General features: G+C 71.1%; 12 protein-coding genes. 9 read left to right on the top strand and 3 right to left on the bottom strand.

Going from position 1 to position 12,251, the window contains the following annotated elements:
* Positions 1–131: 131 nt before the first annotated feature.
* The gene (locus ACLF6P_RS04460; protein ID WP_415948271.1) at positions 132–620 is read right to left on the bottom strand and encodes an inorganic diphosphatase; all 489 of its coding nucleotides are present in this window, start codon (positions 618–620) and stop codon (positions 132–134) included.
* A gap of 94 nt (positions 621–714) precedes the next feature.
* Between ACLF6P_RS04460 and dacB the strand changes: the two genes are divergently transcribed.
* From dacB to ACLF6P_RS04415, 9 genes are all read left to right on the top strand, one after another.
* Positions 715–2,220, top strand: coding sequence for a D-alanyl-D-alanine carboxypeptidase/D-alanyl-D-alanine endopeptidase (gene dacB, locus ACLF6P_RS04455; RefSeq protein WP_415948229.1), 1,506 nt, complete (start codon positions 715–717; stop codon positions 2,218–2,220).
* Positions 2,221–2,384: 164 nt separating this feature from the next.
* Positions 2,385–3,515, top strand: coding sequence for a zinc-dependent metalloprotease (locus ACLF6P_RS04450; protein ID WP_415948228.1), 1,131 nt, complete (start codon positions 2,385–2,387; stop codon positions 3,513–3,515).
* 194 nt (positions 3,516–3,709) lie between these two features.
* Complete coding sequence (gene tilS, locus ACLF6P_RS04445; RefSeq protein ID WP_415948226.1) at positions 3,710–4,879, top strand: tRNA lysidine(34) synthetase TilS; 1,170 nt, start codon at positions 3,710–3,712, stop codon at positions 4,877–4,879.
* 299 nt (positions 4,880–5,178) lie between these two features.
* Complete coding sequence (gene hpt / locus ACLF6P_RS04440) at positions 5,179–5,739, top strand: hypoxanthine phosphoribosyltransferase (protein ID WP_415948270.1); 561 nt, start codon at positions 5,179–5,181, stop codon at positions 5,737–5,739.
* A gap of 266 nt (positions 5,740–6,005) precedes the next feature.
* Entirely contained in the window at positions 6,006–8,072 is a 2,067-nt protein-coding gene (gene ftsH / locus ACLF6P_RS04435) for an ATP-dependent zinc metalloprotease FtsH (RefSeq protein WP_415948225.1), read from the top strand.
* Between the two features lie 171 nt (positions 8,073–8,243).
* Complete coding sequence (gene folE / locus ACLF6P_RS04430) at positions 8,244–8,852, top strand: GTP cyclohydrolase I FolE (protein WP_415948223.1); 609 nt, start codon at positions 8,244–8,246, stop codon at positions 8,850–8,852.
* Positions 8,853–9,112: 260 nt separating this feature from the next.
* Positions 9,113–9,472, top strand: coding sequence for a dihydroneopterin aldolase (gene folB, locus ACLF6P_RS04425; RefSeq protein WP_415948221.1), 360 nt, complete (start codon positions 9,113–9,115; stop codon positions 9,470–9,472).
* Entirely contained in the window at positions 9,469–10,068 is a 600-nt protein-coding gene (gene folK / locus ACLF6P_RS04420) for a 2-amino-4-hydroxy-6-hydroxymethyldihydropteridine diphosphokinase (protein WP_415948220.1), read from the top strand. The genes folB and folK overlap by 4 nt, the downstream gene beginning before the upstream one ends.
* A gap of 100 nt (positions 10,069–10,168) precedes the next feature.
* Positions 10,169–10,654, top strand: a complete 486-nt coding sequence (locus ACLF6P_RS04415) for a DUF3180 domain-containing protein (protein ID WP_415948269.1) — start codon at positions 10,169–10,171, stop codon at positions 10,652–10,654.
* 58 nt (positions 10,655–10,712) lie between these two features.
* On the opposite strand, the gene ACLF6P_RS04410 is transcribed toward ACLF6P_RS04415, so the two are convergent.
* Positions 10,713–11,165, bottom strand: coding sequence for a nuclear transport factor 2 family protein (locus ACLF6P_RS04410; protein WP_415948219.1), 453 nt, complete (start codon positions 11,163–11,165; stop codon positions 10,713–10,715).
* Entirely contained in the window at positions 11,162–12,118 is a 957-nt protein-coding gene (folP, locus tag ACLF6P_RS04405; RefSeq protein ID WP_415948218.1) for a dihydropteroate synthase, read from the bottom strand. The genes ACLF6P_RS04410 and folP overlap by 4 nt, the downstream gene beginning before the upstream one ends.
* Positions 12,119–12,251: the final 133 nt, after the last annotated feature.

The following is a 12,251-nucleotide window of genomic DNA, read 5'->3' as shown; positions in this document are numbered from 1 at the left end:
CCCCTTCCCCGGGCCCGCCGGGGAACGCGAACGGGCCGCCCGCCCCCCTGCCGGGGAGCGAGCGGCCCGTTCGCCGCGACCGCGATGTGGTTCAGGGAATCAGACAACCCGCGGGTCGGTGAGCCCGGGGATCAGTGACCCTCGGTCTTGAAACGCTCGTAGGAGCGGGCGATCTCCGCCTCGGCCTCGGTGCGGCCGACCCAGTCGGCGCCCTCGACGGACTTGCCGGGCTCCAGGTCCTTGTAGACCTCGAAGAAGTGCTGGATCTCCAGGCGGTCGAACTCGGAGACGTGGTGGATGTCCCGCAGGTGCTCCACCCGCGGGTCGGAGGCCGGCACGCACAGCAGCTTGTCGTCGCCGCCCGCCTCGTCGGTCATCCGGAACATGCCGATCGCGCGGCACTTGATGAGGCAGCCGGGGAACGTCGGCTCGTCCAGGATGACGAGCGCGTCCAGCGGGTCGCCGTCCTCGCCCAGGGTGTCCTCGACGAAGCCGTAGTCCGCCGGGTAGCTGGTCGAGGTGAACAGACGACGGTCCAGACGGATACGACCGGTCTCGTGGTCCACCTCGTACTTGTTGCGCGAACCCTTCGGGATCTCGATCGTGACGTCGAACTCCACCGGTGACTCCTCCATGATCAACACATACTTGTCAATGCGCAGTGATTAAGTGTCCCTCACGCAGGTGTGTGATCGCGAAAGGGGCTGGTCCGTGGTGCCCGAGCTGAAGGAGCCGGGGCTCGCAGGGAATGCCGAGCGTCCGGAACCATCGAGGCTGCCCGGGCCGCGGCTGCCTGTTCGACGGCGGGGACCGCTGAAGACCTGGCAGTACACGGCCGCCGCCGCCACACTCGGCCTGCTGCTGTCTGCCGGGGTGGTGGCCGCGGCAGGCCCCTGGGACTCGGGCCAGCGTACGGCCGAGCGGGCCCGCGTGGCATCGTCGGAAGCGGACGGTGGCACAGATCACGGCCGTACCCGGCCGAAACGGGCACAGCCGGCGCCGCCCGCGCCCGCGGTCCTCGCCGCGCTCGGCGCCCCGCAGGGCTCGGCGCCCGCGCCGACGCGGCAGGCGCTCGCCGACGTGCTCGATCCGCTGATGCGGGATCCCGCGCTCGGCACCCTGCGCACCGCCTCGGTGGTCGACGCGCTCACCGGCGATGAGCTGTACGCGGCCAGGTCCGGTCAGCCGGTGCTGCCCGCCTCCACCACGAAGATCGCCACCGCGGTCGCGGCCCTCAGCGCGCTCGGCACCGAACACCGCATCATCACGAAGACCGTCGCGGAACCCGGTGCGGACGAGGTGACCCTCGTCGGCGGCGGCGACCCCACCCTCTCCGCCGAAGGCCTGCGTGAACTCGCCGAGGCCACCGCCGCGGCCCTGCGCGAGGAGCCCCGCGAGGGCCGTATCCGCCTCTCGTACGACACCTCCCTGTACACGGGACCGCGCCTGCACCCCATCGGCCCCAACGACAACATCGCCCCGCTCACCGCCCTGATGGTCGACGAGGGCCGTCTCGACCAGTCCACCCGCGGCCCGGCCCCGCGCTCCGCCGACCCGGCCGCGGTGGCCGCGACCCGGTTCGCGAAGCTCCTGGAGAAGGAAGGCGTACGGCTCGAAGGGGCGCCGCGGCCGTCCCCGGCGGGCCCGGACGCGAAGGAGCTGGGCCGGACCGCGTCGGCGCCGCTGTCGGACCTCGTCGAGCGGATGCTCACCAACAGCGACAACGACCTCGCCGAGGCGCTCGCCCGCCAGACGGCCCTCGCCTCCGGCGAACCGGCAAGCCTCAAGGGCGGTGAGAAGGCGATCCGCAAGCAGCTGAAGGAACTGCAACTGCCCGTGGACGGCACCCGCTTCGCCGACGGCAGCGGACTCGGCCGCGGCGACCGCATCACCGCCCGCCTCCTGACGGCTCTGCTCGCCAAGGCCGCCGACCCCGCGCACCCGGAGCTCCGCCCCGTCGTCACGGGCCTCCCGGTCGCCGGCTTCACCGGCACCCTCCGCAACCGCTACGACTCCGAGGGCGCCGCACCCGGCACGGGCCTGGTCCGCGCGAAGACGGGCACGCTCACCGGCGTCAACACCCTGGCGGGCTCGGTCGTCGACGCCGACGGCCGCCTGCTCTTCTTCGCCTTCACGGCCTCGGGCACGAAGGCCCCTCAGTCGGCCCAGTCGACCCTGGACCACCTGGCGGCGACGGTGGCGAACTGCGGGTGCAGGTGAGCACCCCGGCCCGGCCGGGTTCCGGGCCCACCCCGTCGGCGGCCGCACCACCGGGCCCGTTCCGCCCGGGCGCCCGCCCACCCGCACTGAACCCTCACCCGCACTGAACCCTCACCCGCACCGAACCCTCACCCCACCCGCCACCGACAACGTACGGTTGACGCATGACGAGCATCGGCGGTGCCGCACAGGGGATGGTCGACTGGAATCTCGCGGTCGCGACCGCGACCCGCCTGGTGCGCCCAGGCCCCGAGGTCAGCCGCGACGAGGCCCGCGCCATCGTCGCGGAGCTCCGCAAGCACGCCAAGTCCTCGGAGGAGCACGTCCGTTCCTTCACCCGGATGGCCACCGAGGTCGAACACGACACCCCGGTCCTCGTCGTGGACCGGCCCGGCTGGGTGCGGGCCAATGTCGCCGGCTTCCGCGAGGTCCTGCGCCCGCTCCTGGACAAGATGCAGGACCGCCGCCCCGGTGGCCCCGGCGGCGCGGTGCTCGGCGCCGTCGGCGGCAAGCTCACCGGCGTGGAGCTCGGCATGCTGCTCAGCTTCCTCGCCTCGCGCGTCCTCGGCCAGTACGAGACCTTCGCCCCGGCGACGAGGGACCTCCCCGGCAGCAGCGCAGGCGGCGGCCGCCTGCTCCTCGTGGCGCCGAACATCGTGCACGTGGAGCGGGAGCTCGACGTGGAGCCGCACGACTTCCGGCTCTGGGTCTGCCTGCACGAGGAGACCCACCGCACCCAGTTCACGGGCGTGCCCTGGCTGCGCGATCACCTCGAGGGCGAGATCCAGTCATTCCTCGGCGAGACCGAGATCGACCCCATGACCGTCCTCGAACGCTTCCGCGAAGCGGCCTCCACGCTGGCCGGCAACAGAAACGAGGAGGACGAGGCCGACGGCGGCCCCTCCCTCGTCGAGATCGTGCAGACCCCCGCCCAACGCGAGATCCTCGGTCGCCTCACCGCCGTGATGTCCCTGCTCGAAGGGCATGCGGACTATGTGATGGACGGTGTGGGGCCCGATGTCGTGCCCTCGGTGCGGGAGATCCGCGAGAAGTTCAAGGAGCGCCGCGCGAAGGGCGCCTCGCGGCTTGATATGGCGCTACGGAAGCTCCTCGGCCTCGATGCGAAGCTCCGTCAGTACCGCGACGGCGAACGTTTTGTGCGCGCAGTCGTTGACGAGGTCGGAATGGACGGCTTCAACCGCGTCTGGACCTCGCCCAACACGCTGCCCACCAAGTCGGAGATCGCCAAACCGGCGGACTGGGTCGCGAGGGTGCACCGTAAAGCAGACTCCTGAGCATCACACCACCCGCGGCAGAATCAAGGCTTCGTAATCACCCTTCCGAGGGACCGTGGGCCCGGGGATGGCGTGCAATGCTCGGGGAACGACTCGTCTCTGTCACCATCGATGCACTCTGAGTGACGGCAAGCCTCCGTTCCACGCCCCGTACGCCATGTAGTCCCACCAAGCTCCACGAAGGGAACCGGACCATGGGTCCCCATCCTGCGGTCGCAGCGATACGCCTGGCCGTCCGCCGCGTCCTCCACGACGTCCTCACCGCAACCTCCGACACCTCGCAGGCGCCTGCCGCCCTGCGCACGCCTGCCACCCCGCGCGTCCCCGACACCCCGCGCGCCCCCGATGCGGCGAGCGCCCCCGGCCCCGCAAGCGTCCTGGACGCCGTGCGCGTCCCGAGCGCCACGCGCGGCGCCGCTCCCGGCGCGCATCCCGGCACCACCCCCGCCGAAGGGCCCCTCGTACTCGTCGCCTGCTCCGGCGGCGCCGACTCCATGGCCCTCGCCTCCGCCCTCGCCTTCGAAGCCCCCAAGCTCGGCATCCGCGCCGGCGGCATCACCGTCGACCACGGTCTGCAGCCCGGTTCCGATCTGCGCGCCGCCGAGGTCGTCGTCCGGATGACGGCCCTGGGTCTGGCCCCCGTCGAGTCCGTAGCCGTCACCGTCGGCCGCGAAGGCGGACCCGAAGCGGCCGCCCGCGACGCCCGCTATGCCGCGCTCGACGAGGCCGCCCGGCGCCTCGGCGCCGCCGCCGTACTGCTCGGGCACACCCGGGACGACCAGGCCGAAACCGTTCTGCTCGGCCTCGCCCGCGGTTCCGGCATCCGCTCCCTGTCCGGTATGGCCGAGGCCTCGGGCGGCGGCGGCCGCTACCGGCGGCCCTTCCTGCAGGTCGACCGGCAGACCGCGCGCAAGGCCTGCATGGTCCAGTCGCTGCCCGTCTGGGACGACCCGCACAACGCCGACCCCGCCTACACCCGCTCCCGGCTGCGCCACGAAGGGCTGCCCGCCCTGGAGAAGGCGCTCGGCAAGGGCGTCGTCGAGGCACTGGCCCGCACCGCCCAGCTCTCCCGCGACGATGCCGACGCGCTGGACGCCTGGGCCGCGGAGGCGGGCCGTTCGGTACGGGACGAGGCCGGGCTCCTCGAGTGCGCGAAACTCTTCGCGCTGCCGGCCGCCGTGCGCCGCCGCATCCTGCGCCGCACCGCCATCGAAGCCGGTTCGCCCGCGGGCTCCCTCTTCGCCCGGCACATCGAGGAGATCGACCGGCTGATCACCGGCTGGCGCGGCCAGGGGGCCATCAACCTGCCCGGCCGGGTCGTGGCCCGCCGCCAGGGTGGCAGACTTGTCATCCGGCAGGACTGAAACCGACTGCTGAAGCGGGCGGCCCACCCGGCCGCCGGCACAGCGGGAGGCCCGGACGGCCGCCGGTGCGGCGGGCGACAGGAGCCGTCGGCGAAACGGCCGGCACCTCAGCGGTCGTCGTCACACCACCGCCTGCCGCGCGACGCCTGGCACGCACGCTCGCTGCGTTGCCGAAAGGCCTGAGTAGCTCCGCTACCAAGACCTTCCGGCGCCTTGCGATCGCACGCACCAGGCGCCGCGCGTCCGCCCTTCGGGCGAACGACGGTGGTATGACGACAACCCCTAAGACGACGAAAGTGATGCGGGTGGACGCGAACGACATGGGCACCGACCTCGAGCGGGTGCTCATCACCAAGGAAGAGATCGACGCGAAGCTGGCCGAGCTGGCCGCGAAGATCGATGCGGAGTACGCGGGCAAGGACCTGCTCATCGTGGGTGTCCTCAAGGGCGCCGTCATGGTGATGGCGGACCTGGCGCGCGCGCTGTCCACCCCGGTCACGATGGACTGGATGGCCGTGTCCTCGTACGGCGCCGGGACCCAGTCCTCGGGCGTGGTGCGCATCCTCAAGGACCTTGACACCGACATCAAGGGCAAGCACGTCCTGATCGTCGAGGACATCATCGACTCCGGTCTGACACTCTCCTGGCTGATCAACAACCTCGGCTCCCGCGAGCCCGAGTCCCTGAAGATCTGCACCCTGCTGCGCAAGCCCGAGGCCGCCAAGGTCGCCATCGACGTCGAGTGGGTCGGCTTCGACATCCCCAACGAGTTCGTCGTGGGCTACGGCCTCGACTTCGCCGAGAAGTACCGCAACCTGCCCTTCGTCGGCACCCTCGCCCCGCACGTCTACGGCGGCTGAGCGCCGTAGCGGCAGGGCGGGAACCCTCACCCGATTCCCCGCGTTGGAGCAGGGGAAGGCGGGTTTCCAGCCGTCCCCTGCCGCGGTGGGTGACAATGCTGGGGTACCGTCCGAAGAACAGACTTATTTTCGCTTGCGCAAGCCACATCAGGCCTGAACAAGCAAGAGCAGGCCCGAACAGGCCTGTTCAGGTCCGAACAGGCCTGAACAAGCCCTAATCAATCTCACTATCGGCAGGAGGGACGGGGCGGCACCGCTCCGTATGGATGGACGTGAAGCGATACTTCCGTGGGCCGGTCATGTGGATCGTGCTGGCCGTCCTCGCCGTGGTCGTGTTGATGCAGGTCGTTGGCTCGTCCGGCGGCTACAAGACCGTGGACACCGGCCAGGTCTACCAGGCCATCAAGGACAAGCAGATCCAGAGCGCCAAGCTCACCACCGGTGATGAGCAGCTCATCAAGGTCGAACTGAAGGAAGACCTCAGCGATACCGACAAGGAGAAGTACGGCGGCAGCGCCAAGATCCAGGCCAGCTACATCGGCGAGCAGGGCGTGGCGATCGCCAACACCCTGCAGGACAACTTCGACAACGGCGACATCAAGGACGGCTACACCGTCTCCCCGTCGAAGCAGAACGCGTTCGTCAGCATCCTGCTCTCCCTGCTGCCCTTCGTCCTGATCGTCGTCGTCTTCCTCTTCCTGATGAACCAGATGCAGGGCGGCGGCTCGCGCGTCATGCAGTTCGGGAAGTCCAAGGCGAAGCTGATCACCAAGGACACCCCGAAGACCACCTTCTCGGACGTGGCCGGTTCGGACGAGGCCGTCGAGGAGCTCCACGAGATCAAGGAGTTCCTGCAGGAGCCGGCCAAGTTCCAGGCCGTCGGCGCCAAGATCCCCAAGGGCGTGCTGCTCTACGGCCCGCCCGGCACCGGCAAGACCCTGCTCGCCCGCGCCGTCGCGGGCGAGGCCGGAGTCCCGTTCTACTCGATCTCCGGCTCCGACTTCGTCGAGATGTTCGTCGGTGTCGGTGCCTCCCGTGTCCGTGACCTGTTCGAGCAGGCCAAGGCCAATGCCCCGGCGATCGTCTTCGTCGACGAGATCGACGCGGTCGGCCGGCACCGCGGTGCCGGTATGGGCGGCGGTCACGACGAGCGCGAGCAGACCCTCAACCAGCTGCTCGTCGAGATGGACGGCTTCGACGTGAAGGGCGGCGTCATCCTGATCGCCGCCACCAACCGGCCCGACATCCTGGACCCGGCGCTCCTGCGCCCCGGCCGTTTCGACCGCCAGATCGCGGTCGACCGCCCGGACATGCAGGGCCGCCTGGAGATCCTCAAGGTCCACCAGAAGGGCAAGCCGGTCGCCCCGGACGTCGACCTGGGCGCTGTGGCCCGTCGTACGCCCGGCTTCACCGGCGCCGACCTGTCGAACGTGCTGAACGAGGCGGCGCTGCTCACCGCGCGCAGCGATGCGAAGCTGATCGACAACCACTTCCTGGACGAGGCGATCGACCGGGTGGTCGCGGGCCCGCAGAAGCGGACCCGGATCATGTCGGACAAGGAGAAGAAGATCACCGCGTACCACGAGGGCGGACACGCCCTGGTCGCGGCGGCCTCACCGAACTCCGACCCGGTCCACAAGATCACCATCCTCAGCCGCGGCCGCGCGCTCGGCTACACGATGGTGCTCCCGGACGAGGACAAGTACTCGACCACGCGCAACGAGATGCTCGACCAGCTCGCGTACATGCTGGGCGGGCGCGCGGCCGAGGAGCTGGTCTTCCACGATCCGACCACGGGTGCCGCCAACGACATCGAGAAGGCCACCGCCACGGCCCGCGCGATGGTCACGCAGTACGGCATGACCGAGCGGCTCGGCGCCATCAAGTTCGGCGGCGACAACACCGAACCGTTCCTCGGCCGGGAGATGGCGCACCCACGCGACTACTCGGAAGAGGTCGCGGCCCTGGTCGACGAAGAGGTCAAGAAGCTCATCGAGACCGCGCACAACGAGGCCTGGGAGATCCTCGTCGAGAACCGTGACGTGCTCGACAACCTGGTCCTCGCCCTCCTGGAGAAGGAGACCCTCAACAAGGAGCAGATCGCCGAGATCTTCGCGCCGATCGTCAAGCGTCCGTCCCGCCCCGCGTGGACCGGATCCGCCCGGCGTACGCCCTCGACGCGACCCCCGGTGCTCTCGCCCCGTGAGCTCTCCCTGACCAACGGCGCCAACGGCCAGGCGGCGCCCGCGGTCACCGCCTCCGCCACCGAGACGGCCGCTCCGCAGCTCAGCAAGAGCCCGGAGCCCGCCCCGGAGGACCGCCCGGAGGCCTAGTGCCGCCTCAGGCACTGTGGGTCCGTCCACCGGGCGGCCCCGGCCCGCCACCGGCGGCCCCGGCAGGCCCGGAATGGATGCCGCGCCCCCCAGGTTCTAGCCTTGGGGGGCGCGGCATTTCCGTACGCCCGTGCGAGAGCCCGAGGGCTGAACAGAGGAACGAGGCACCACATGACCGACCCGGTGACCCTGGACGGCGGGGAAGCAGCGATCGGCGCGTTCGACGAGAAGCGCGCCGAGAACGCCGTACGCGAGCTCCTCATCGCGGTCGGCGAGGACCCGGACCGCGAGGGTCTCCTGGAGACCCCGGCGCGGGTGGCGCGGGCGTACCGGGAGATATTCGCGGGCCTGTGGCAGCAGCCGGAGGACGTGCTGACCACCACGTTCGACCTCGGGCACGACGAGATGGTGCTCGTGAAGGACATCGAGGTGATGAGCTCCTGTGAGCATCATCTCGTCCCGTTCCACGGTGTCGCCCACGTCGGGTACATCCCGTCCACCGACGGCAAGATCACCGGTCTGTCGAAGCTCGCCCGGCTCGTGGACGTGTTCGCGCGGCGGCCGCAGGTGCAGGAGCGGCTCACCACGCAGATCGCGGACTCCCTGATGAAGATCCTGGAGCCGCGCGGCGTGATCGTGGTCGTCGAGTGCGAGCACATGTGCATGACCATGCGCGGGGTGCGCAAGCCCGGCGCGAAGACACTGACTTCGGCCGTACGCGGACAGCTGCGCGATCCGGCCACCCGGGCCGAGGCGATGAGCCTGATCATGGCGCGCTGAACCCTGCACGCCCCCGGCACCCCCGCTCGACCGTTCACCCCACCCGTCCGCCACCCGGGTGGGCTTCGGCGCGCCCAGGATTCGTCCGTGCCGCTCCGGGTAGGCGCCGCCTTCAGTCGTCGGTGGCAGCCGTACCGCTTTCCGTCCATGGCCCCCGCGGGCGAGGGCTGGCCGTGGTCGAAGGTAGATTCGAAGTGGGCCGGTGGGCCGACCGCACTCGGCCGCAGCCCGATGAACCGAGATGATCAGGAGTGATTCGCGTGGACCGTGTCGCGCTGCGCGGCCTCAGGGCCCGTGGTCACCACGGCGTCTTCGCCCATGAACGCGAGGACGGCCAGACCTTCGTCGTCGACCTGGTGCTGAGCCTCGACACCCGCTCGGCCGCCGCCGACGACGATCTGGCGAAGACGGTGCACTACGGCGTCGTGGCCGAGGAGGTCGTGGCCGTCGTCGAGGGGGAGCCCGTGGACCTCATCGAGACGCTCGCCGAGCGGATCGCCCAGACCTGCCTGAGACACGAACCGGTGAAGGAGGTCGAGGTCGTCGTGCACAAGCCCGGCGCCCCGATCACCGTCCCGTTCGACGATGTCACGATCACGATCACCCGGAGCCGAGTATGAACAACGTGCAGAGCGACCCCACGGTCCAGCCCGTTCCCGCCTCCGTCGTGGAGCGCGTGGACGCGGCCGACACCACGCTGCAGAACCCGAAGAACGCCGTGATCTCCCTCGGCTCCAACCTCGGCAACCGTCTGGAGACCCTGCAGGGCGCCGTCGACGCCCTCGCGGACACGCCGGGCCTGCGGGTGAAGGCCGTCTCGCCGGTCTACGAGACGGAGCCCTGGGGCGTCGAGCCCGGCTCGCAGCCCACGTACTTCAACGCGGTCGTCGTCATCCGGACCACCCTCCCGCCGTCCTCGCTCCTGGAGCGGGCACACGCCGTCGAGGAGGCCTTCCACCGGGTACGCGACGAGCACTGGGGCCCGCGCACCATCGACGTCGACATCGTGTCGTACCAGGACGTCGTCTCCGACGATCCGCAGCTCACGCTTCCGCACCCGCGCGCCCACGAGCGGGCCTTCGTGCTCGCGCCGTGGCACGACGTCGACCCCGAGGCCGTCGTCCCCGGCCGCGGCCCGGTCGCCGGGCTGCTCGACGCCGTCACCCGTGAGGGCGTCGCGCCGCGCGTCGACCTGGAACTGCGGCTGCCCGAGTAATCGTTAAGGTCTAACGGGCCCGGACACGGCGCCCGTCCGGACCGTACGAGGCCGGACCGTACGAGGGTGGGGAGCCCCGCCCGTGGAGGCGAAGTCACTCGTGAAGCAGCTGCGCATCAGGACCCTGGCGGGCCTCTTCGTGGTCGCCGGCATCCTGTCCTGGGGCCTCTCCAAGCTGCTGGTGGCACAGAACTCGCTGGGCACCCTGCCGAGTGTCCCGCTGGCCGCCCCCATCGTCCTGGCGGCCATCGCCGCCGTTCTGGCGGCCACCGCGCTCTCGCTCCGTGCCCGGCTGCGGGCCCAGCGCGACCGCGTCCCCGGGGCGAAGGGCGTCGAGCCGATGATGGCGGCCCGCGCGGTGGTCTTCGGCCAGGCGAGCGCCCTGGTGTCCTCGCTGGTCAGCGGCGTCTACGGCGGGGTCGGTGTGTTCCTCCTGGCCTATCTGGACGTCCCGGCCCGCCGCGATCAGGCCATCTATGCAGCCTTCGCGGTGGTGGCCGGTATCGCGGTGGTCGCCGCGGCGCTGTTCCTGGAGCGCGTCTGCAGGCTCCCGGAGGACGACGACACGGAGGGCGCGGCGGCCTGATCCGGACGGCGGTTCGCCGACACGCTCTCAGCCCTCCCCCTCTCAGCCCTCCCCCCTCTCAGCCCTCTTCCTCCTCCTCGTCCCGTTCCGCCAGGACCGGGGAGGCGTGGTGGGACCACATCCGCCAGCCGTCGCCGGTGCGGCGGTAGAGGTTGGAGGCGACGACGAGCTGGCCGACCAGGGGGCCGAGCTCCCCGGCCTCCTCGGAGGGCGCGCCGCTCAGGATGTTCTCCGTGCAGGTGACCAGGGCCGTATCGCCGTTCACAGAGATCTTGACGTCCGTCAGGAAGAACTGGATGTACTCCGTGTTCGCCATGATCAGGGCGTACGAACGGAGAACCTCGCCGCGGCCGGTGAGCACCGGCCAGCCGGGGTGGACGCAGGTGACGCCCTCGCCCTCGTCGCCGCCGAGCCACAGCTCGGACAGCGCTTCGAAGTCGCCGCGCTCCATCGCTTCGTAGAAGGCGGTATTGGCCCGCTCGACGGCTTCGAGGTCCACGGGTGAGGTCACTTGTCTCCTTCGGGAGTGGGGTGGGGCCGCGCCGCGGCGGGATCCGGCGGGCCTTCGGCGTTCTCGGCCGCGGCGGCCGGCCGCGGCGGCGTTCCGGCGCCTTCGACGGCGCGGGCCACGCGCACCGCGTCCGCGGTGGCGCGTACGTCGTGGACGCGGACCGCCCAGGCGCCTTCGTGGGCGGCGATCGCGGAGACCGCCGCGGTCGCCGCGTCCCGTTCGCGGGCGGGCGGCGGGGCCGCCTCGGGCCCTGCGGCCAGGACGCGGCCGAGGAAACGTTTGCGGGAGGCCGCGACCAGGACCGGGTGGCCGAGTGCGCGCAGTTCCCGCAGGTGGGCGACGAGGGCCAGGTCGTGCTCGGCGTTCTTGGCGAAGCCGAGGCCGGGGTCGACGACGATCCGCTCGGGCGCGATGCCGCCCGCGATGACCGCGTCCAGGCGGGCGCGGAGTTCGGTGCGGACCTCGCCGACCACGTCCTCGTACACCGCGAGGCTGTTCATGTCCTTGCTGAAGCCGCGCCAGTGCATGACGACGAACGGCGCCGCGGCCTCGGCGACGACCGGGATCATCGCCGGGTCGGCGAGGCCGCCGCTGACGTCGTTGACGAGGAGGGCGCCGGCCGCGAGCGACTGCTCGGCGACGCGGGCGCGCATGGTGTCGACCGAGACGGTGACGCCTTCGGAGGCGAGGCCGCGGACGACCGGGATGACCCGGCGCAGCTCCTCGTCCTCGTCGACGCGGGTGGCGCCGGGGCGGGTGGACTCGCCGCCGACGTCGACCAGATCGGCGCCCTGGGCGACCAGATCGAGTCCGTGCTTGACCGCGGTGGTGGTGTCGAACCAGCGGCCGCCGTCGGAGAAGGAGTCGGGGGTCACGTTGACCACGCCCATGACCGCGCAGCGGTCCCAATCGGGTAGGCCCTCGACATGTCCTCGGGCGTGCGACGTACTCATGCTTCAAGCCTAGGTGCTGTGCGGAGCCCGCCGTCGCCCCGCGTGGGCCTCGGCGCCCGCGTGGGCCTCAGTCCCCGAGCGGACCTCGGCGCCCGCGTGGGCCTCAGTCCCCGCGTGGACCTCGGCTCCCGCG

Origin of the sequence: Streptomyces lothianensis (assembly GCF_047779955.1) — a bacterium.
Taxonomy (GTDB): Bacteria; Actinomycetota; Actinomycetes; order Streptomycetales; family Streptomycetaceae; genus Streptomyces.
Note: the sequence above shows the minus strand (reverse complement) of the source record. Positions and strands in the feature narration are given on the sequence as shown.